General features: G+C 66.5%; 18 protein-coding genes. 12 read left to right on the top strand and 6 right to left on the bottom strand.

Annotated elements, in window-relative coordinates; all coding sequences use genetic code 11:
* Positions 1-8 precede the first annotated feature (8 nt).
* The 4 genes from aceB (at position 9) to ABB30_RS06200 (ending at position 6,789) form a co-directional block, all read left to right on the top strand.
* Positions 9-1,649 carry a malate synthase A gene (aceB, locus tag ABB30_RS06215; protein WP_057637444.1) on the top strand — a complete coding sequence of 547 codons (1,641 nt, stop codon included), beginning with the start codon at positions 9-11 and terminating at the stop codon, positions 1,647-1,649.
* A 56-nt stretch (positions 1,650-1,705) separates the two neighbouring features.
* On the top strand, positions 1,706-3,040 hold the full coding sequence (aceA, locus tag ABB30_RS06210) for an isocitrate lyase (RefSeq protein ID WP_057637443.1): 1,335 nt from the start codon (positions 1,706-1,708) through the stop codon (positions 3,038-3,040).
* Positions 3,041-3,230: 190 nt separating this feature from the next.
* The gene (locus tag ABB30_RS06205; protein ID WP_057637442.1) at positions 3,231-4,277 is read left to right on the top strand and encodes a GGDEF domain-containing protein; all 1,047 of its coding nucleotides are present in this window, start codon (positions 3,231-3,233) and stop codon (positions 4,275-4,277) included.
* A gap of 19 nt (positions 4,278-4,296) precedes the next feature.
* Positions 4,297-6,789, top strand: a complete 2,493-nt coding sequence (locus ABB30_RS06200) for a putative peptide modification system cyclase (RefSeq protein WP_057637441.1) — start codon at positions 4,297-4,299, stop codon at positions 6,787-6,789.
* 16 nt (positions 6,790-6,805) lie between these two features.
* On the opposite strand, the gene ABB30_RS06195 is transcribed toward ABB30_RS06200, so the two are convergent.
* Positions 6,806-7,126 (bottom strand): NHLP-related RiPP peptide, encoded by a 321-nt coding sequence (locus tag ABB30_RS06195; RefSeq protein ID WP_083489722.1) that lies wholly within the window; start codon positions 7,124-7,126, stop codon positions 6,806-6,808.
* A 68-nt stretch (positions 7,127-7,194) separates the two neighbouring features.
* Between ABB30_RS06195 and ABB30_RS06190 the strand changes: the two genes are divergently transcribed.
* Positions 7,195-8,373: a putative peptide maturation dehydrogenase gene (locus ABB30_RS06190; RefSeq protein ID WP_338062341.1), complete on the top strand. Its 1,179-nt coding sequence runs from the start codon at positions 7,195-7,197 to the stop codon at positions 8,371-8,373.
* Here ABB30_RS06190 and ABB30_RS06185 read toward each other — a convergent pair whose 3' ends face one another.
* From ABB30_RS06185 to ABB30_RS06175, 3 genes are read right to left on the bottom strand one after another with little or no spacing between them, the layout of a single operon-like run.
* Positions 8,374-10,404 carry an acetyl/propionyl/methylcrotonyl-CoA carboxylase subunit alpha gene (locus ABB30_RS06185; protein WP_057637438.1) on the bottom strand — a complete coding sequence of 677 codons (2,031 nt, stop codon included), beginning with the start codon at positions 10,402-10,404 and terminating at the stop codon, positions 8,374-8,376.
* 4 nt (positions 10,405-10,408) lie between these two features.
* Complete coding sequence (locus ABB30_RS06180) at positions 10,409-12,019, bottom strand: carboxyl transferase domain-containing protein (RefSeq protein ID WP_057637437.1); 1,611 nt, start codon at positions 12,017-12,019, stop codon at positions 10,409-10,411.
* A gap of 4 nt (positions 12,020-12,023) precedes the next feature.
* A complete protein-coding gene (locus tag ABB30_RS06175) occupies positions 12,024-13,193 on the bottom strand; it encodes an isovaleryl-CoA dehydrogenase (RefSeq protein ID WP_057637436.1) in 1,170 nt (389 codons plus the stop codon).
* 217 nt (positions 13,194-13,410) lie between these two features.
* On the opposite strand from ABB30_RS06175, the gene ABB30_RS06170 reads away from it, so the two are divergent.
* The 3 genes from ABB30_RS06170 to ABB30_RS06160 all read left to right on the top strand — a co-directional run bounded on the left by ABB30_RS06170 (position 13,411) and on the right by ABB30_RS06160 (position 16,426).
* Entirely contained in the window at positions 13,411-13,953 is a 543-nt protein-coding gene (locus ABB30_RS06170) for a thermonuclease family protein (protein ID WP_211263463.1), read from the top strand.
* Between the two features lie 125 nt (positions 13,954-14,078).
* Complete coding sequence (locus ABB30_RS06165; RefSeq protein ID WP_057637434.1) at positions 14,079-14,597, top strand: c-type cytochrome; 519 nt, start codon at positions 14,079-14,081, stop codon at positions 14,595-14,597.
* Between the two features lie 104 nt (positions 14,598-14,701).
* Positions 14,702-16,426 (top strand): ExeM/NucH family extracellular endonuclease, encoded by a 1,725-nt coding sequence (locus ABB30_RS06160; protein WP_083489719.1) that lies wholly within the window; start codon positions 14,702-14,704, stop codon positions 16,424-16,426.
* Positions 16,427-16,500: 74 nt separating this feature from the next.
* Here ABB30_RS06160 and ABB30_RS06155 read toward each other — a convergent pair whose 3' ends face one another.
* Positions 16,501-17,367, bottom strand: coding sequence for a hypothetical protein (locus tag ABB30_RS06155; protein WP_057637432.1), 867 nt, complete (start codon positions 17,365-17,367; stop codon positions 16,501-16,503).
* A 65-nt stretch (positions 17,368-17,432) separates the two neighbouring features.
* Between ABB30_RS06155 and ABB30_RS06150 the strand changes: the two genes are divergently transcribed.
* The 4 genes from ABB30_RS06150 (at position 17,433) to ABB30_RS06135 (ending at position 20,204) form a co-directional block, all read left to right on the top strand.
* Entirely contained in the window at positions 17,433-18,104 is a 672-nt protein-coding gene (locus ABB30_RS06150; protein ID WP_057637469.1) for an alpha/beta hydrolase, read from the top strand.
* Positions 18,105-18,106: 2 nt separating this feature from the next.
* Positions 18,107-19,204 (top strand): cell division protein ZapE, encoded by a 1,098-nt coding sequence (zapE, locus tag ABB30_RS06145; RefSeq protein ID WP_057637431.1) that lies wholly within the window; start codon positions 18,107-18,109, stop codon positions 19,202-19,204.
* A gap of 21 nt (positions 19,205-19,225) precedes the next feature.
* On the top strand, positions 19,226-19,861 hold the full coding sequence (locus tag ABB30_RS06140; RefSeq protein ID WP_057637430.1) for a class I SAM-dependent methyltransferase: 636 nt from the start codon (positions 19,226-19,228) through the stop codon (positions 19,859-19,861).
* Positions 19,862-19,973: 112 nt separating this feature from the next.
* Positions 19,974-20,204: a hypothetical protein gene (locus ABB30_RS06135; RefSeq protein WP_057637429.1), complete on the top strand. Its 231-nt coding sequence runs from the start codon at positions 19,974-19,976 to the stop codon at positions 20,202-20,204.
* A gap of 76 nt (positions 20,205-20,280) precedes the next feature.
* Here ABB30_RS06135 and dapA read toward each other — a convergent pair whose 3' ends face one another.
* Positions 20,281-21,180 (bottom strand): 4-hydroxy-tetrahydrodipicolinate synthase, encoded by a 900-nt coding sequence (gene dapA, locus ABB30_RS06130; RefSeq protein ID WP_057637428.1) that lies wholly within the window; start codon positions 21,178-21,180, stop codon positions 20,281-20,283.
* Positions 21,181-21,197: the final 17 nt, after the last annotated feature.

Below are 21,197 nucleotides of genomic sequence, written 5' to 3'. Positions count from 1 at the left end.
TCCAGAGCATGTCAGCCGTTGCCTTTGATGTCCCCGCCGCTGCCGCCGGCACTGCCACCCCGGGCCTGAGCCTGACCCTGAACGTGGCCGGCCAGCAGGATCTGCTGCCGCCCGGGCTGCTGGCCCTGTTGGTGTCGCTGCACCGGGCCATCGAGCCGGGCCGGCAGGCCGCCCTGGCCGCCCGGATTGCCCGCCAGGCCCGTTTCGATGCCGGCGAGCTGCCGGATTTCCGCAGCGATACCCGCCACATCCGTGAGGCCGCCTGGCGCGTGGGGCCGATCCCGGCCGCACTGGCCGACCGCCGTGTCGAGATCACCGGGCCGACCGACGCCAAGATGGTGATCAACGCGCTCAACTCCGGGGCCAAGGTGTTCATGGCCGACTTCGAGGATTCGACCTCGCCGACCTGGGCCAATGTGCTGGCCGGCCAGCGCTCGATGATCGGTGCGGTGCGTGGCGACCTGACATTCACCGCGCCGGCGGTCGGCGACAAGCCGGGCAGGCATTACCAACTCGAGCCGGCAGAGCAGCGTGCGGTGCTGATCGTGCGCCCGCGTGGCTGGCACCTGGACGAGAAGCATGTGCTGATCGATGGCCAGGCCATTGCCGGTGGCCTGTTCGATGCGGCCAGCTTCGTCTTCCACAACGGCCGCGCGCTGGCCGCGGCCGATCGTGGCCCCTACCTGTACCTGCCCAAGCTGCAGTCCATGGAAGAGGCGGCCCTGTGGGAGCAGGCGCTGTCGCACATCGAGGCCGCCACCGGCCTGGCCCAGGGCCAGATCAAGGTCACCGTGCTGATCGAGACCCTGCCGGCGGTGTTCGAGATGGAGGAGATCCTGCATGCGCTGCGCGAGCGCATCGTCGGCCTGAACTGCGGCCGCTGGGACTACATCTTTTCCTACCTGAAGACCTTCCGCCGGCATGCCGACCGGATCCTGCCCGAGCGCGGCCAGGTGACCATGACCCAGCCCTTCCTGAAGGCCTATTCGGAACTGCTGATCGCCACCTGCCACAAGCGCGGTGCGCACGCGATGGGCGGCATGGCCGCGCAGATCCCGATCAACCACGACCCGGTCGCCAACGAGCAGGCCCTGGCCCGGGTGCGCGCGGACAAGCTGCGCGAGGTTACTGCCGGCCACGACGGCACCTGGGTCGCGCACCCGGCCCTGATCGCGGTGGCGATGGAAGTGTTCAACGAGCACATGCCCACGCCCAACCAGCACCACGTGCTGCGCAAGGACGTCAGTGTCAGCCGCGACGAGCTGATCGCCGCCTGCAGCGGCAGCATCAGCCGCGCCGGTTTCGAGAACAACGTGGAAGTGTGCGTGCGCTACCTGGCCGCCTGGCTGGATGGCAATGGCTGCGTGCCGATCCACAACCTGATGGAAGACGCGGCCACCGCCGAGATCAGCCGTACCCAGATCTGGCAGTGGATCCATGCCGGCAGCTGCCAGCTTGATGACGGCACCGCCATCGACCTGGCCCTGCTCCAGGCCAGCCTGCAGGCCTTGCCGGGTCGGCTTGGCGACACCTCCGCGCTGCCCGGTGGCGGGCGCATTGCCCAGGCCATCGCCCTGCTGGCCGAACTCAGTGCCAGCCCGGTGCTGGAAGACTTCCTGACCCTGCCGGCCTACGCCCGCATCAACTGATCAACCCCGTGCTTTGCCCTGCTGTAGCCCCCTTCAAACACATCGAGGACGCAACCATGAGCAGCATTACCCAACAGATCGCCGACCTGCAGAAGGACTGGGACAGCAACCCGCGCTGGAAGGGGGTCAAGCGCGACTACAGCGCCGCCGATGTGGTGCGCCTGCGTGGCAGCGTGCAGCCGGAGCACACCCTGGCCAAGCGCGGTGCCGAAAAGCTGTGGAAGCTGGTCAATGGCGATGCGAAGAAGGGCTATGTGAATGCCTTCGGTGCGATCTCGGCCGGCCAGGCCATGCAGCAGGCCAAGGCCGGGCTGGAAGCGGTGTACCTGTCCGGCTGGCAGGTGGCCGCGGACGGCAATACTTCCGAGACCATGTATCCGGACCAGTCGCTGTATGCCTACGACTCGGTGCCGACCATGGTCCGCCGCATCAACAACACCTTCCAGCGTGCCGATGAGATCCAGTGGAAGAACATCATCGACGGCAAGGTCAAGCAAGCCGACGCCATCGATTTCTTCCTGCCGATCGTGGCCGATGGCGAGGCCGGCTTCGGTGGCGTGCTCAACGCCTACGAGCTGATGAAGAACATGATCATCGCCGGTGCTTCCGGCGTGCATTTCGAAGACCAGCTGGCCGCGGTGAAGAAGTGCGGGCACATGGGCGGCAAGGTGTTGGTGCCCACCCAGGAAGCGGTGCAGAAGCTGACCGCCGCCCGCCTGGCCGCTGACGTGCTGGGCGTGCCCTCGATCGTGCTGGCGCGTACCGATGCCGAGGCGGCCAACCTGCTGACCAGCGATTTTGATCCCAACGACAAGCCGTTCATCACCGGCGAGCGCACGGCCGAAGGCTTCTACAAGGTGCGCAATGGCCTGGAGCAGTCGATCAGCCGTGGTGTGGCCTACGCCCCGTATGCCGACCTGGTCTGGTGTGAAACCGGTACCCCGGACCTGGGCTTTGCCCGTGAGTTCGCCCAGGCCGTGCATGCCGCCTCCCCGGGCAAGCTGCTGTCCTACAACTGCTCGCCCAGCTTCAACTGGAAGAAGAATCTGGATGACAGGACGATTGCCAAGTTCCAGGACGAGCTGTCCGCACTGGGCTACAAGTTCCAGTTCATCACCCTGGCCGGCATCCACATCAACTGGTTCAACACCTTCAAGTTCGCCCACGACTACGCCCGTGGCGAGGGCATGCGCCACTACGTGGAGCAGGTGCAGGAGCCGGAATTCAAGGCCCGCGAGCAGGGCTACACCTTCGTTTCGCACCAGCAGGAAGTGGGCGCCGGTTATTTCGACGATGTCACCACGGTGATCCAGGGCGGCGCTTCCAGCGTCACCGCACTGACCGGCTCCACCGAGGAGGAGCAGTTCCACGACGCGCACGCCCTGGCCTGATGGTGCGGCTGGGGAAATTTGCCCGATAGCTTGTAGGGCTATTCCTACAAAACACCCGATCAGGGCCAAGGCATTGATCGGGTGTCGCTTTTTTGCGGATTCAGATAGTTGGAATCTTGACCGAAGATGAATAAAGCAGTGCTATTCTTGGCATTGATCTGCTCGGCTCACCTTCCATGCAGGATTGGCAATGACCGGCCCTTCGGCAAACGTCCTGGAAATATCGCCCTCTGTCGCGGATACCGCGATGGCAGATATTGTCCATGCCACGCTGTCGCCGGATGAGTTTGCCCTGTTTGCCCAGCATGCCAACCGGCGCCATTTTGCCAACGGCGAAGTGATCTTCGAACGCGGCACGGCCGGCCGGGCGATGTATGTCATTGCCCAGGGCATGGTCGAACTGGATTTTGGCCAGGAAGTACTGCCCAAGTACCTGGGCATGCACGAATTCTTCGGCGAGCTGGGCCTGCTGATCGGCAACCACCTGCGCAGCGCCGATGCCCGCGCCAATGGCGATGTCGAGCTGCTGGAGCTGGACCACAGCCAGTTCTGCAGCCTGATCGAGCATGCCCCGGGGCTGGTGGCCTATTTCCTGCGCCGCACGATCATGCGCGTGACCAGCCACGAGGCCTCGCTGATCCGTCAGTTGCGCCGGCGCAACAACGAACTGGAAGCGGCGCTTGACAACCTGTACAGCGCCACCAGCCGGCTGACCCATACCGAAGAGCTGGTGCGCACCGACGAGCTGACCGGGGTCAGCAACCGTCGTGGGCTGTCGCTGTATCTGCAGGCCTGCCGCAACCAGGGGCGCAGCCCGCCACAGGGCCTGCTCCTGATCGACTGCGACAACTTCAAGCAGATCAACGATATCTATGGCCACCTGGTCGGTGACCGGGTGTTGCAGAGCGTGGCCAACGTGCTGCGCTCCATCGCCTTGCGTGGCGACCTGGCCTGCCGCCTGGGCGGGGATGAGTTCTGCCTGGTGGTGGCCGATGCCGACCGCAATACCCTGCAGCAACGGGCCGATTTCATCCTGTCGGCCATGCGCGGGCTGGTGGAGCGCTCTACCCAGGTGCCACGTGCCTGTGCGGTGAGCATCGGGGCGACCCTGCTCAGCCCGATGGATGACTGGAACCATTGGTACGCGCTGGCCGACGGGGCGCTGTACCGGACCAAGAATGCTGGTGGCAACGGCCTGACCTGGCATGAGCCGCAGGCCACGATCCAGACCGGCTGAGCCGGGCGGGAGAGCAACCATGACGCAGACCATTTCCGCCCCGGTGATCCGGGCCCTGTTGCTGACGGACCTGTGCGATTCGGTCAGTCTGGTCGAGCGCATCGGCGATGTGGCCTCGGCCGAGCTGTTCCGCAGCCATGACCTGCTGGTGCTGGAGCTGCAGCAGCGTTGGAGTGGCCGTTTGATCGACCGCTCCGACGGCATGCTGCTGGTGTTCGAGCGCCCCCTGCACGCCATTGGCTTTGCCTTGGATTACATGGCCGGCCTGGACGGGCTGGGGCGTGACCGCAAGCTCACGCTCAAGGCCCGTGCCGGCCTGCATGTGGGCGAGGTGCTGCTGTGGGAAAACAGCCAGCAGGCCATAGATGCGGGGGCCAAGCCGCTGGAAGTGGAGGGCCTGGCCAAGCCGATGGCCGCTCGCCTGATGGGCCTGGCCCGGCCCGGCCAGGTGCTGGTCTCGGCCGTGGCCGAAGCACTGGCCCGGCGCGCCAGCAAGGAAGAGCTGGGCAGCCTGGGCGAGCGTCTGGTCTGGAAGTCGCATGGCCGTTGGCAGTTCAAGGGCGTGCCCAAGCCGCAGGAGGTTTACGAGGTTGGCGAAACCGGCAAGGCACCGCTGCGGCAACCACTGGCTGGCGCCAAGGCGCAGCCGGTACGGCCGCTGTGGCGGCGGCCGTTGGCGGTGGCGCTGCAGCTCGTTGCAGTTGCAGGTGGGCTGTCTGGCCTCTGGTATGCAACACGCAGTGAATCGGCGATTGCTTTTTCCCAGCGTGATTGGGTTGTCTTGGCGGATGTGGAAAACATCGCTACCGACGACGGATTGAATCTGTCGCTGGAGCAGGGTCTACGCATAGCTCTGGAACAATCGCAATATTTGAACGTGGTCAGTTCCGAGCAGGTGGCCGGGGCACTGGAATTGCTGGGGCATGAGCGGGAAACGCGCTTGAGCCGGGAGTTGGCTGGCGATGTGGCACAGCGAGAAGGCGCCCGCTTGGTGGTGTTGCCTTCGCTGGAGAAGCGTGACCAGAAGTGGCGCTTGAGTCTGGATTTGATCGACCCACTCAGCGGCAGGACTGTGCGCAATGGTCATGTGCAGGTGGTGGCTGAAACTTCCGAGCAATTGCTTGAGGCCGTAGACCAGGGCGTACGCAGCATGCGCGCGCAATTAGGGGAGGCGCCGCGCAACATCAGCAGTTCCGAGCCGTTGCCGCAGGTCTCCACCAGTAGCCTGCCAGCACTGCGTGCCTATGCTTTGGCTGAAAAGGCCATCGGCCAGCGCGATTACGTCACTGCCACTGAATTGTATTCGGCAGCGCTTGAGGCCGATCCGGAGTTTGCCCTGGCCCGGGTGGGTCAGGCACGGCTTATGTGGCGGATGCGTGATCTTGGACAGGCACGTGCACATCTTGAACAGGCCCTGCATCGCCGCGATGCCCTGCCATTGCGTGAACGCCTGTACCTGGACGCATGGAGTGAGGAGTTGTCGCTGCGGGGCTGGGCTACCGAGCGTTGGGAAGCATTGGCAAGACTGTATCCGGATTTCGCCGCAGGCCCCTCCAATGCCTCGTGGTACCTGTTGATGGACAACCGCTTCGGTCAGTCTGAGAGCTATGCGCGGCAAGCGGGTTACAGTCGCCATCCAATGCGGGCTTTCCCTCTGGTACATCTGGCCCGTGCACATTTGGCCCAGGGACAATACGACCAGGCGCTGCAGGTACTTGATGAGGTTGAAGGCTTGCTGGGCACCGGTCGTCAGCATGACCTGCGTGGGGATGTGCTGGCGGCCCGAGGGGATTTTTCCCAGGCCGCTGCGCTGTTCCAGGCCACATCTACCGGCAATGACACTGGTGCGCGTTCGATGGGATTGCGCGGCTTGATCATTCTTGCTGCGGCACGCAATGACTGCAGCCAGATGCAGCAATCAGCGCGCAACTTTTCCAATTCGCTCAAGGGCGCGCCGGGTGCTTTGCCGTTGCATGGCGAGGTGATGATGCAGCTGGTGAAGCTGTGTGATGCACGGCAGCCGTTGCCAGCCGGCCCGATGCAGGATCTGACGGCGCGTTTTGAAGCCCAGATAAGTGAGGAAATGAAGCAGGAACAGCTGGGTATCAACGACCTGCACCAGCGTCTGCTCTCACTTGCTTATGTCGCACAGCGCGGTAGCCAGCCAGGCATTGCCGATGGAATCGTGCAGCGGCATTCGGCCAAGATGATGGAAATCGGTAATCCGGTCACGGTCAAGCTGTTGGGGGTGGTTCTGGCACGTCAGCAGCTGGATCAGGGGCATCCGGAAAATGTGATTGAAAGGCTGCGTGCGCAACTCGATGGAACCGAGTTGTATCAGGCCCGAGTCGTGTTGCGTGACGCTTACCAGCGGATGGGAAATCTGCGGGAGGCTGATGAACAGAGCCGATGGTTGGCCAGGAACGGGGGCAGGGCCTGGGCCGAAGTGGTTATTTCCCAGCAACTGCAACCGATCAATGTGCTGGACCTGATGGCCAGCCAACCCGGTTGAGTTCGCCCCCTGCTGATCAGCGTTTGCTCAGATGCTGTTCCAGCTTGCCGGCTTCGAAGAAAAACACGACCGACATTGACATCTGGGCCTTGCTGGTGAGTGCCTGGCGCAGCGCGTCACGCGCATCGAGGAGTTCCTGCCTGGAAGCCAGCTGGCCTACCTTGAAGCAGGTTTTCCCTTCTGTGGGGCCGGTGTAGCCAATCGCTGCCAGAGCTGCTGGGCCGTCTTCGCAGAACAGGCGACGGAAGTCATCGTCATTGGCGAGCCTGTCCAGCAAGGCATCGGCCTGTTGGGTATCCAGCGCGGGATATTCTTGTCCTGAATCCTTCTGCGTCATATCGGTTGTCGTGACGGTGATGATGGCGCGGAGCCTAACACTATTGTGAGGAATGTGTGACGGAAATCATGTATGCGTGCATGCGTGTACGCCGCTGTTGGCATTTGCTGTGTGAGCCGGTACAGACCCTGCAACTGGATGTGGCGGCGCTGTTTTCCGGTGCCGGTCAGCCGCTGTTGAATGCGTTGTGCCAGTGGCAGGCACTGGCTGCTCATCTGGATGGACCGATTGTCGTGGATGCCCAGCAGCTGGAGCTGCTGGGGAATCTGGATCGCTCCTGCTGGACCAACCTGCAGGCATTGCCCGATACGGCGAGGCAACTGTTTGAGGCGGGATTGTTGTTGGCCGAGGATGATGTGCGTCCTTGTGCGATGCGTGATCTGCAGTTGCGTCAGGCTCATTGGTGGGGCCCCGCGGCGGTATTGCATGCGCAATCGCGCTGGAGTGCGCAGGACAGTGTGCAGCAGTTGGCCGAACAAGGCCTGGATCGACTGGATGGCTTGATTGCCACACTGGGAACGCCGCCTCCCAGTGGTGCTGCGTCAACAGGTGCTGTGCAGTTGCCGCCGGTAACCGAGTCAACACTGGAAAAGTTGCTCGAACGTCGCGTCAGTTGCCGGAATTTTGATGGCCAGCAGTGGTTGGATCTGGCCGATTTTTCCTCGGTATTGTGGGCCGGCCTGGCTGAGCGCGCAGCTGTGGAGCATGTCAGCGGTGCGCGGTTTGCCAAAAAGGGAAGTCCATCGGCGGGCGGCCTGCACCCTGTTGAGACTTACCTGCTCGTGCGCAATGTGCGGGGCATAGATGATGGCCTGTACCACTACCAGGCCGAAGGTCATCGAATGGTGCCGCTGGGCAGTGGCGTGGTTGCCGGTACGGATTGGCAGGCCATGGCCAGTCGCTGGCTGGCTGGCCAATACTGGTTCGCCAATGCTCAGGTACTGGTGGTGATGGCACCGCGCTATGACCGCCTGCAATGGAAATATCGCAACCATTCCAAGGCATACCGGGCAGCGATACTTGACGTCGGGCATCAGTCGCAGACGCTCTACCTGGCAGCTACCCAGGCAGGTCTGGGGGCTTTTGTCACGGCAGCGATCAACGAGTGCGATGTCGAGCAGGATCTGGGCTTGCAGCCCTTCGGTGATGGGCCGCTGGCCATTGCTGGCTTCGGTGTACGCGCAGCACAGATGCATATCGCCGAACTGGACCCGGCCGGTGCCATCTGGCAGCCGGGCGGGGAGTGATCAGGCCGCGCTGCTGTTTGCCTGGCCGTCGGTGTTGAAGTCCAGCAGCAGGCTGCCTTCGGCCACCTGCTGGTCCACCACCACGCGGTAGCCAGTGACGGTGCCGGCTCTGGGCGCATGCACGGTGTGCTCCATCTTCATCGCCTCCATCACCAGCAGCGCTTGCCCGGCCTGGACGTCGCTGCCGGGTGCGACCAGCAGGCTGATTATGCGCCCGGGCATCGGTGCAGTGAGGTCGCCACCATGGGCTGCCGCGGCTTGCCCGGCCAGCGGGTCGATGCGGGTAAAACGGTAGTGTCCGCTGGCGCAGAACAGGTGCAGCTCATGGCCCAGCCAGACGGCCTGACCCTGCCAGTGGCCGCTGCCGGCCTGGACGGCGAAATGCCCATCACTGCCGATGTGGCCCTGCAGGGCAATGCCGGTCTGATCCGGCCCGGACAACTGCCAGCGGCCGTTGCCACCGGCCACGCCCCAAGGTTGCTGGTGCCCGGCATGCTGCAGCGTCACCGGCCACTGCGCCTGGCCATGCAGGCGCCAGCCATCGCCGGCCTGCCAGGGGCTGGCCCAGGCCGTGGAGGTGCTGTTGTGGCCGGCCTGCTGCTGCACCTGGGCCAAGGCAGCGGCCAGTGCCCACACTGGCGCTGGCGGTGGTGTGTCATCCACCTGCAGGGCGGCCTGTTCGCGCTCGATCAGGGCCGTGTCCAGCTGGGCCTGGGCGAACGAGCCGGTACTGACCAGGCGGCGCAGGAAGCCGGCATTGGTGGTGACCCCGACCACCTGGCAGGCGGCCAGGGCGGCATCCATGCGGCGCAGGGCGGCATCGCGGTCCACATCCCAGACGATCAGCTTGGCGATCATCGGGTCATACCACGGGCTGATCACATCGCCTTGCTCGACCCCGGCATCCACCCGCACATGCGCACCGGGCGTGGGCAGGCGCAGGTGCTGCAGGGTGCCGGTGGAGGGCAGGAAGCCGTGGTCGGCATCCTCGGCATACAGCCGTGCCTCGATCGCATGGCCGCTGATCTGCAGCTGCTCCTGGCGCAGTGGCAGCGGCTGGCCGGCGGCCACGCGCAGCTGCCATTCCACCAGGTCCAGGCCGGTGATCAGCTCGGTGACCGGGTGTTCCACCTGCAGCCGGGTGTTCATTTCCATGAAGTAGAAGCTGCCATCGGGGGCGGCGATGAATTCCACCGTGCCGGCACCGGCATAGCCGACCGCACGCGCCGCTTCCACCGCCGCTGCGCCCATCGCCGCCCGGCGCTCGGGCGTCATGCCCGGGGCCGGGGCTTCTTCGAGCACCTTCTGGTGGCGGCGCTGCACCGAGCAGTCACGCTCGAACAGGTGGACCACGTTGCCGTGGTTGTCGGCAAACACCTGGATTTCGATATGGCGCGGGGACAGGACGTATTTTTCCACCAGCACATGGTCATCGCCGAAGGCATTGGCCGCCTCGCGCCGGCAGCTGGCCAGGGCGGCGGCAAAATCGGCCGCCGCATCGACCCGGCGCATGCCCTTGCCACCACCGCCGGCGCTGGCCTTGATCAGTACCGGGTAGCCGATGGCATCGGCCTGCTGCTGCAGGAAGGCCGGCTCCTGGTTGTCGCCGTGGTAGCCGGGAGTGAGCGGCACCCCGGCACCGCCCATCAAGGCCTTGGCCGCACTCTTGGACCCCATCGCCTCGATCGCGGCCACCGGCGGGCCGATGAAGGTGATCCCGGCCTGCGCACAGGCCCGGGCAAAGCCGGCGTTCTCGGACAAAAAGCCGTAGCCGGGATGGATGGCCTGGGCGCCACAGGTGCGGGCGGCGGTGATGATCGCCTCGCCGCGCAGGTAGCTTTCGGCTGCCGGGGCCGGGCCGATGTGCACGGCCTCGTCGGCCAGACGCACATGGCGGGCCTGGGCATCGGCATCGGAATACACCGCCACCGTGGCAATGCCCAAGCGGCGGCAGGTGGCGATCACGCGGCAGGCGATCTCGCCACGGTTGGCGATCAGGATCTTGGAAAACAGCGGGGCAACGGGCTGCATCGGCTTACATCCGGAATACGCCGAAGCCGGTGGCTTCGGCCGGGGCATTGAGGCTGGCGGCCAGCGCCAGGGCGAGCACGCGGCGGGTATCGGCCGGGTCGATCACCCCGTCGTCCCACAGCCGCGCGCTGGCGTACAGCGGGTGGCCCTGGGCTTCGAACTGGGCCTGGATCGGCGCCTTGAACGCGGCTTGTTCCTCGGCCGGCCAGTCCTGGCCACGGGCAGCCAGGCCATCGCGTTTGACCGTGGCCAGCACATTGGCGGCCTGTTCGCCACCCATCACGCTGATCCGCGCGTTGGGCCACATCCACAGAAAACGCGGGGAATAAGCGCGCCCGCACATGCCGTAGTTGCCGGCACCGAAGCTGCCGCCGATCACCACGGTGTACTTGGGCACGCGGGCGCAGGACACCGCTGCCACCAGCTTGGCGCCGTCGCGGGCGATGCCACCGTGTTCGGCCTTCTGCCCGACCATGAAGCCGGTGATGTTCTGCAGGAACACCAGCGGGATGCCGCGCTGGCAGCACAGCTGGATGAAGTGCGCGCCCTTCAGGGCGGACTCGGAAAACAGGATGCCGTTGTTGGCGATGATGCCCACCGGCATGCCGGCGATATGGGCAAAGCCGCAGATCAGGGTGGTGCCGTAGCGGGCCTTGAATTCGTCCAGGGCCGAATCATCGACGATGCGCGCGATCACCTCGCGCACATCGAAGGGCTTGCGCGTGTCGGCCGGGATCACCCCGTACAGCTCCTCGGCCGGATAGCGCGGCGGCAGCGCAGCGCGCAGGGCCAGCGGGCAGGGCGGCTGTTGCCAGTTGAGGTTGGCCACGATTTGCCGCACCCGGGCCAGGGCCTGGGCATCGTCATCGGCCAGGTGGTCGGCCACGCCGGAAATGCGCGTGTGCACATCGCCGCCGCCCAGGTCCTCGGCGCTGACCTCCTCGCCGGTGGCGGCCTTCACCAGTGGCGGGCCGCCGAGGAAGATGGTGCCCTGCTCCTTGACGATCACCGTCTCATCGCTCATCGCCGGCACGTAGGCGCCACCGGCGGTGCAGCTGCCCATCACGCAGGCGATCTGCGGGATGCCGGCCGCCGACAGGGTGGCCTGGTTGTAGAAGATGCGGCCGAAGTGCTCGCGGTCCGGGAACACCTCGTCCTGCAGCGGCAGGAAGGCGCCGCCCGAATCGACCAGGTAGATGCAGGGCAGGCGGTTTTCGCCGGCGATTTCCTGTGCGCGCAGGTGTTTTTTCACCGTCATCGGGTAGTAGGTGCCGCCCTTGACGGTGGCATCGTTGGCCACGATCAGGCAGTCCACCCCGGAGACGCGGCCGATCCCGGCCACCACCCCGGCGCAGGGCACCTGGCCTTCGTACATGCCGTGTGCGGCCAGCGGGGCGATTTCCAGGAACGGGCTGCCGGCGTCGAGCAGGGCATCGATGCGCTGGCGCACCAGCAGCTTGCCGCGGGCCAGGTGCTTGGCCCGGGCCGCCTCGCCGCCGCCGGCCATGGCCACGTCCAGGGCCGCGCGCAGGGTGTCGCGTGCCGCGTTCATGGCCTGCACGTTGTGCTGGAAGGTTTCGCTGCCCGGCTGCAGCTGGGTGCTCAACACGCTCATCGGCTCAGTCCTGCTGGGTCTGGTTGAACAGTTCGCGGCCGATCAGCATGCGCCGGATCTCCGAGGTGCCGGCACCGATCTCGTACAGCTTGGCATCGCGCCACAGGCGCCCGGTCGGGTACTCGTTGATGTAGCCGTTGCCGCCCAGGATCTGGATCGCCTCGCCGGCCAGCCAGGTGGCCTTCTCGGCGGCAAACAGGATCGCCCCGGCCGCATCCTGGCGGGTCACGCGGCCGGCATCGGCGGCCCGGGCCACGCTGTACACGTAGGCACGGGTGGCATTGAGGGCCACATACATGTCGGCCAGCTTGGCCTGGATCAACTGGAAGCTGCCGATCGGCTGGCCGAACTGGCAGCGCTGGTGCACATAGGGCAGCACCACGTCCATGGCTGCGGCCATCAGCCCCAGCGGGCCACCGGACAGCACGATGCGCTCGAAATCCAGCCCGCTCATCAGCACGCGCACGCCGCCGCCCACGCTGCCCAGCACGTTGGCTTCCGGCACGAAGCAGTCGGTGAACACCAGCTCGCAGGTGTTGGAGGCACGCATGCCCAGCTTGTCCAGCTTCTGCGCGGTGGCAAAGCCGGCCATGCCCTTTTCGATGATGAAGGCGGTGATGCCGCGCGAGCCGGCGGCCGGGTCGGTCTTGGCGTAGACGATCAGCACATCGGCATCCGGGCCGTTGGTGATCCACATCTTGTTGCCGTTGAGCACGAAGCCGCCATCGGCTGCACGCGCCTGCAGGCGCATGGAGACCACGTCCGAGCCGGCGCCCGGCTCGCTCATCGCCAGCGCGCCGATGTGCTCACCGCTGCACAGCCTGGGCAGCCAGCGCTGCTTCTGCTGCTCGTTGCCGTTCTTGCGCAGCTGGTTGACGCACAGGTTGGAGTGGGCGCCATAGCTCAGGCCGATGCCGCCGGAAGCACGCGAGATTTCCTCCATCGCCACCACATGGGCCAGGTAGCCCATGCCGCTGCCGCCGTAAGCCTCTTCCACGGTGATGCCCAGCAGACCCTGCTCGCCCAGTTGCGGCCACAGCGCATTGGGGAAGGCACTGTCGCGATCAGCCGCTTCGGCCAGCGGAGCAATCTGGGCGGCGGCAAAGCCGGCCACGGTGGTGCGCAACAGGTCGATTTCTTCGCCCAGGGCGAAGTCCAGCATGGGTACGTGCATGCAAAGCTCCGAACAACGGTGGTCGCAAGCGCCGGGTGGGGGATGGCGCGGCAAGCGCCAGCACGGGGCCAATTGGTATCAAGCGTAACTTTCGTGATCGCAGGACGCATCGTGCAGCGCGCAAGGAATCGCCATTGCAAGCAGGCAAGTGCGGGAAAGCCGGTGGCTGAAGCGGCGGTTATCCTTGACGGTTATTGGAAGTTTTCAGGTAGTGGCAGTGCGCAAGACGGTTTTCTGGACGATGTTGCTGGCAGGGATGTGCGGCTGGCCGGCCCTGGCCTGGGCCGATTTCGATGGGCGGGTGGTGCGGGTGGCCGATGGCGACACGGTGACCGTGCTGCGCGAGCATGCCGACGGGCGCAAGGAACAGGTGCGGGTGCGCCTGTCCAGCATCGATGCCCCCGAGCGCCGCCAGGCCTACGGCACCCGTTCGCGCGAGCACCTGGCCAAGCTGGTGTTCGAGCGCCAGGTACGCATCGAAGAACAGGGCAGCGACCGCTATGGCCGGGTGATCGGGGTGGTCCATGTCGACCAGGTCAATGCCAACCAGGAAATGGTCCATGCCGGCATGGCCTGGGCCTACCGCCAGTACCTCAATGACAGCGCCATGCTGCGCCTGGAGACGGGGGCCAAGCGCGCCGGGCGCGGGCTGTGGGCGGACAAGCAGGCCATGGCTCCGTGGGAGTTCCGCCGCAACGAGGCGGCCCGGCGCAAGGCCGAGCGCGAGGCACGCGAACAGGCGGCAGCGGCCACCCCGTAAGTGCAGCCGGGTGCTGCGCTGCGTCAACGGCAGTTGCCGGCAAGGCGTTGCAGCGGGGGTGGATGTCTGTTCATACTCGCTGCACTGCTGCGGTCCGGCTGCCACCTGCCTTGGGGTTATGCAACGTGCGCAATTACGATCTTGAGTTCCTGAAACGGTTTTCCTTGGTCATTGTGTTCCTGGCTGCGGTCACCCTGGCCTTGATCGTGCTGGCAGCCTTTTTGCACCGCAGCCTGCCCGACGAGGTCGCGCCCAGCGCGCAGGCACGTCTGGAAGCGCGCATCGCCCCGGCCGGTGCGGTGTATGCCGGGGCCACCGGTGCCGCCGCCCAGGCCGCGGCGCAGGCCGCCGCCCTGGCCGCTGCCTCGGCCAATGCCGCCTATGGCGGCACCCTGGACGGCAAGGTCATCTACGACAACCTGTGCGGGGCCTGCCATACCAATGGCGTGGGCCTGGCCCCGACCCTGGAACGCGGCAAGTGGGCCGCGCGCATCGGCCAGGGCAATGACACCCTGTACCGCCACGCCATCGAAGGCTTCACCGGTGCCGATGGCGGCATCATGCCGCCCAAGGGCGGCAATCCCGGGCTCACCGATGAACAGGTCAAGGCCACGGTTGACTGGATGCTGGGCAACCTGAAGTAAGCTTTGCCGCTGATCGACCGCCAGCGCCGCCGTAGGGCGGCGTTGGCATTTGTGTCCTGTCCTTAGCGCACCTTGACGGTGCTGCGTTGTTGCCGAGGTTTGTGATGTCACTGCGTATTGGTTTGCTCACTCTTGCCTGCCTGACGGCGTTGCCGCTGCAGGCCCGGCCCGTCATCACCCTGATCGGGGCCGTCCAGGGCGAGGGCGCGACCAGCCCGCTGGCAGGGCAGACGGTCACCGTCGAGGGCCGGCTCACGGCCGACCTGCGCCAGGGCCTGGATGGCTTCTACCTGCATGGCCGCGAGGACGGCAATCCGCTCACCTCCGAGGGCCTGCTGGTGCTGGCCGATGAAGACCAGCCGCTGCCGGCAGCGGCCTGCCTGCGCGTGCGCGGCGAAGTGGTGGAGCAGGCGGCCGGGCGCAGTGGCCAGAGCATGACCGCGCTGAAGGCCGACACCATCCAGGCTGCCAGCTGCCGTGGCCTGCCGGTGGCCGGGCCGCTGTTGCTGGACGCCGCGCCGGCCGACTGGGAAACACTGGAAGGCCGCCTGGTGCGCATCAACGTGCCGTTGAGCGTGGTCGGCCTGCACAACCTGGAGCGCAGTGGCGAGATCTGGGCTGCCTTCGGCGGCCCGCTGTGGCAGCCCAGCGAAGTGGCCCTGCCCGGCAGCGAGCAGGCGCGGGCGGTGGAACAGGACAACCAGCGCCGTCTGCTGGTGCTGGACGATGCCGATGATGCGCGTGATCCGGACACCCTGGCCTTGCTGCCGGCCGGCCAGCTGCCGCGCGGCGGCATGCAGCTGCAGGCAGTGGAAGGGATTGTCGAGCAGCGTTACGGTGCGGCCTGGCGCCTGCAGCTGACAAGGCCGCTGACCCTGCCGGCCTCCGCGCGCCCGGACGCCGCACCGCAGGTGGCCGGCTCCCTGAAGGTGGCCGCGTTCAACCTGGAAAACTATTTCAACGGTGATGGCGCCGGCGGCGGCTTCCCGACCCTGCGCGGCGCCACCGATGCTGCCCAGCTGGCCGCGCAACAGGCCAAGCTGGTGGCCAGCATCAATGGCCTGGGAGCCGACGTGGCCGCGCTGATGGAACTGGAAAACGACGGCTACGGCCCGGCATCGTCCATCGCCCAGCTGGTCGATGCGCTCAATGCCGATGCCCAGGGCCCGGGCGACTGGCGCTTTGTCGATGCCGGCCAGGGGCCGGGCAGCAACCCGATCCGGGTTGGGATCATCTACCGCGCCGGGGTGCTGACTCCGGTCGGCAAGCCGGCGGTGCTGGAGGACGGACCGTTCGTCGAACACAGCCGGGTACCGCTGACCCAGGCCTTCCGCCGCGGCAATGGCCCGGCCTTCACGGTGACCGCGATCCACCTCAAGTCCAAGGGCTGCCGCGACGTGGCCGGGGCCGATGCCGACCAGGGCGATGGCCAGGGCTGCTGGAACGCCACCCGCACCGACAGCGCCCAGCGCATCGTGCGCTGGCTGGGCAGTGACCCGACCGGCAGCGGCAGCCCGCATGCGGTGGTGCTGGGCGATTTCAATGCCTATGCGATGGAACAGCCGTTGCGCGCGTTGGACGCGGCCGGCTGGCGCGATGCCTTCGCCATTGCCGGGGTCGACCAGCCTTACAGCTACGTCTACAACGGCCAGCTCGGCCGCCTGGACCATGCCCTGCTCAGCCCGTCGCTGGCCGGCCTGCTGCGCGGTGCGGCCGAATGGCACATCAATGCCGACGAGCCGGAAACCCATGGCTATGCCCGCGACAACCAGGCCGGGCCGTGGCGCTCCTCCGACCATGACCCGCTGTTGCTGGGGCTGGACCTGTAAGGCCACACGGCTGGCATGTCTGCTGCGCCCGGCAACGGAATGTTGCCGGGCGTTTTCGTATCAAGCAGGCAGGTTCAACTGCCCAGGGCGATCAGCACGATGGCGCTGATGGCCAGCAACAGGCCGGCCTGGTTCAGGCGGCTGGTGCGCTCGCCAAACAGCAGCACCCCGGCCAGGGTGCCCAGCGCGACCACGCCGATGTTCATGCCGGCAAACACCGTGGCCGGGCTCTCGCTCATGGCCTGGTGGGCGCGGATGTAGGTCAGGATGTTGGCGAAGTTGAGCCCGCCCAGCAGAAGCCCGGCGCCGAGTTGGCGGGCATCGATGCGGGTGCGTCGGCGCGCCTGGCGCAGCAGCTGCAGCCCCAGCATCAGCACGAAGGCCAGGCTGAAGCTCACGGCCAGAGCGGCGGTGGTAGCGGTGCCGCTGCTGGCGACCTGCTTCAGGGCAATGTCGATCAGGCCGTAGCCGGCCCAGGTGGCCAGCAGCCAGGGCCAGGCCCGGCCACCGCGGTCGGCCCAGACACTGCGCGCGGTCGGGCGGGCCAGCAGGCAGCCGATGGCGACCAGCCCCACGCCCAGCCCGGCCAGTTTCCACGCGTTGGCGACCTCGCCGAACAGCCAGAACGCGGCCGCCAGCGAGATCAACAGGGACAGCCGCTGGGCTGCATCGGTACGCACGATGCCGGCCGTGGCCAGGCTGCGTGCCATCAGCAAAAACACCAGCGGCAGGGCCAGGCCCAGGCCGAGCAACAGCGGCCATGGCGTAGTGGCTGCGGTGAGCACGGCCGGGGAAGGTTGCAGCACGCCCCAGGCCAGGCCGGCGGCGGCCAGGTAGTTCCAGGTCACCAGCTGGGCCGCGTCCATGCCACGGCTGCCCCAGTGCTTGAGCAGCACCCCCACGCTCACGCTGCACAGCACACTGACCATCAGATACAGCATTGCCACCATCCTCGACTTGCGTACTGGCCGTGAAGGCCGATGCCGCGGGACGGTATCATGCCGGCATGGATACCCCCACTTTTCCCGCAATTTCCTCCACCGTGATGCTGTCCGGCCCGGCCGGCGCGCTGGAAGTGGCCATTGACCTGCCCGAGGCCGCTGACGCGGCCCGCCCGGTGGTGGCGCTGATCTGCCATCCACTGTCCATCGAGGGCGGCAGCATGCACAACAAGGTGGTGACCATGGCCGCGCGCGCGCTGCGCGAGCTGGGCGTCACCGTGGTGCGGATGAACTTTCGCGGGGTGGGCGAATCGGCCGGCCACTATGACAACGGGGTGGGCGAGCAGGACGACCTGGCCTGCGTGGCGCAGTGGCTGCGCGCGCAGCTGCCGGGCTACCAGCTGTGGCTGGGTGGTTTCAGTTTCGGCGCCTACGTCTCGCTGCGGGCCTGCGATGCGCTGGCCCCGGCAGCGCTGATTTCCATCGCCCCGCCGGTCGGCCGGCGTGACTGGAACTTCGAGGCGGTCAACCCGCCGGACCGCTGGCTGGTGATCATGGGCGAGGCCGACGAGATCGTGCCGCCGCAGGGCGTGTTCGACTGGGTTGCCGCCCAGCCGCAGCCGCCGGTGCTGGTGCGCATGCCCGACACCACCCATTTCTTCCATCGCAAGCTGATCGACCTGCGCGGGGTGATCGGCCACGAAGTGCGCCACTGGCTGCCTGATCCCACGGTTTGACGATGTCTGCAATGACCCCCACCCAGCGTTATGCCGCCGGCGTTGCCAGCGGTGATTGGAAGGACGACCCTGCCCAGCACGCCGCCCTGCGCGAGCTGGACCGTATCCACAACGGCCTGTTGCAGGCCGCCCCGGCCTCCGGTCTGTTGGGCAAGCTGGCTGCCCGCCTGCGCAAGCCGGAAGCCGTCAAGGGCCTGTATTTCTGGGGCGGGGTGGGGCGTGGCAAGACCTTCCTGGTCGACCTGTTCTACGACGGCCTGCCGATCGAGCAGAAGTACCGCACCCATTTCCACCGTTTCATGCGCGGCATCCACGAGAAGCTGCGCGAACACCAGGGGCAGGCCGATCCGCTGTCCATGATCGCCAAACAGTGGAGCAGCCGCCTGCGGGTGCTGGTGCTGGATGAGTTCTTCGTCACCGACATCGGTGATGCGATGCTGCTGGCGCGCCTGCTGGACTGCCTGTTCGCCGAAGGGGTGACCCTGGTCACCACCTCCAATACGGCGGTGGAGAACCTGTATCTGAACGGCCTGCAGCGCGACAGCTTCCTGCCGGCCATTGCCCTGCTGCAGCAGCACTGCGTGGAGCTGTACGCCGAGGGCACCGAGGATTACCGCATGCGCGCGCTGACCCGCTCGCCGGTGTACCGCGCGCCACTGGAAGCCGGCAGCGATGCCTGGCTGGCCGGGCGCTGGGGCGAGCTGACCGGCGGTGCCGAGGCACGTGCCGGCAACATCGAGATTGAAGGGCGCAAGATTCCGGTGCGCGCACGCGGCAAGTCGATTGCCTGGTTCGATTTCACTGCCCTGTGCGAAGGCCCGCGCGGGCCGGCCGACTACATCGAGATCGCCACCGAGTTCACCACCGTGCTGGTCGGCGGCATTCCGCATTTTGACCGCATGAACGAAGACGCTGCGCGCCGTTTCGTCAACCTGATCGACGAGCTGTACGACCGCCACGTCAACCTGGTGTGCACCGCCAACGATGCACCGCCGCTGCTGTATTCGGGCATCCGTCTGGCCGGCGCCTTCGAGCGCACCGCCAGCCGCCTGATCGAAATGCAGAGCGCCGAGTACCTGGCCACGGCCCACCGCAGCTGAGAATTGGGCAGGAAAGAGAGCATGCGCATTGATGCCGCCTACGATGCCTGGGCGCCCAGCTATGACAGCCAGCTCAACCGTACCCGTGACCTGGATGCGCAGGTGGCGCGGACACTGACTCCTTCCGGGCCGTTGGCGCTGCTGATCGAGGCCGGTTGTGGCACCGGCAAGAACACCACGCACTACGCCGGTACCAGCAGCGCCGTGCTGGCGCTGGATTTTTCAGCCGGGATGCTGGCCATCGCCCGCGAGCGCATTGGCTTGGCGCAGGTGCAATTCGAGCAGGCCGACCTGCAGGCGGCGTGGCCGTGCGTGCCGGCCAGTGCCGATCGGGTCTGCTTCCATCTGGTGCTCGAGCACATTGCCGACCTGGTGCCGGTGCTGGGTCACGCGGCCACGGCGCTCAAGCCCGGCGGCCAGTTGATCATCAGCGAGCTGCATCCGGCACGGCAGTACCGTGGCGGCCAGGCGCACTACCTGGATGCAGCCGGCAATCCGGTGCCGGTTACCGCCCATCTGCACCATCTGCGTGATTACCTGCAGGCCATTGCCGCAGTGGGCCTGCAACTGCAGGCCGTGGACGAGCACTGGCATGCGCAGGACGACCGCCAGGGGCCGCCGCGCCTGCTCAGCCTGGTGGCGCAGCGGCCTGGTTGAGCCGGGAAAAATCCGTGGCCGATCACACAACCCAGTTCCCACGCGTGCGTGCTGGCGTGTTTGCCCGTTCAATAGCCCGCTGATCCTGCAACACGATTGCTCAGGGGGGAACATGCACAAGGCAACAAAGACGGAGGTTCTGTTCGCGGCCCTGCGCGGCGCTGTATTCGGGCTGGTGATGGTCGCCGCACTGGATCAGGCGCTGACGGCGTGGCACGAGGGTGCGCTGTGGCGTGGGCTGGCAGCGCTGGGTGTGGGCGTAGTGTTTGCGGTGGTCCTGTATCGCCTGTACCGCACATCGGGATCTACTGCGGCGGATGCTGAACATACCGACCCGGCCTGAGTCAGGACGATGCCCATGAAAAACGCGCCGCTAACGGCGCGTTTTGTTTTCCGGCGGGGGAACCTGCCGGCGGGCTTCAGCCGAGCAGGCCGGCCTGCTGCAGGGCCGCTTCCAGTACCGGTTGGTTGGCCGGTTCCAGTTCGGTCAGGGGCAGGCGCAGGGCCGGGCCGCACAGGCCGAGGCGGGCGGCGGCCCACTTCACACCGATCGGGTTGGCCTCGCAGAACAGGGCCTTGTGCAGCGGCAGCAGGCGCTGCTGGATACCACAGGCGGTGGCCAGGTCGCCGCTCATGGCGGCGGCGCACAGCTGGTGCATCAGGCGCGGCGCCAGGTTGGCGGTGACGCTGACATTGCCATGGCCGCCGAGCAGCATCAGGGCGATGGCGGTGGCGTCATCGCCGGAGAAGATGGCGAAATCCTTCGGCGCCTGGGCGATCAGCCACTGGGCACGTTCCAGGTTGCCGGTGGCTTCCTTGATCGCGGCAATGCCGTCGATCTGGGCCAGGCGCAGCACAGTGTCGTGCTGCAGGTCGGCCGCGGTGCGCCCGGGCACGTTGTACAGCACGATCGGCAGGTCGCCGGTGGCCTCGGCAATGGCGCGGAAATGGCGGTACTGGCCTTCCTGGCCGGGCTTGTTGTAGTAGGGCACCACCTGCAGCTGGCTGTGGGCGCCGACGCTGCGCGCATGTTCGGCCAGGGCAATGGCCTCGCTGGTGGAATTGGCGCCACAACCGGCCATCACCGGGATGCGCCCGGCAGCCTGTTCCACCGCGACCTGGATGATCTGGCAGTGCTCTTCCACGTTGACCGTGGGCGATTCCCCGGTGGTGCCGACCACGCCGATGCAGTCGCTGCCTTCGGCCACATGCCAGTCCACCAGTTTGCGCAGGGTGGGGTAGTCAACGCTGCCGTCTTCATGGAAAGGGGTAACCAGGGCAACGATGCTGCCGCGCAGGAAGACGTCAGGGCTGTTCATTGGAACCATCACGGGAG

Origin of the sequence: Stenotrophomonas ginsengisoli (assembly GCF_001431485.1) — a bacterium.
GTDB classification, from domain to species: Bacteria; Pseudomonadota; Gammaproteobacteria; order Xanthomonadales; family Xanthomonadaceae; genus Stenotrophomonas; species Stenotrophomonas ginsengisoli.
Note: the sequence above shows the minus strand (reverse complement) of the source record. Positions and strands in the feature narration are given on the sequence as shown.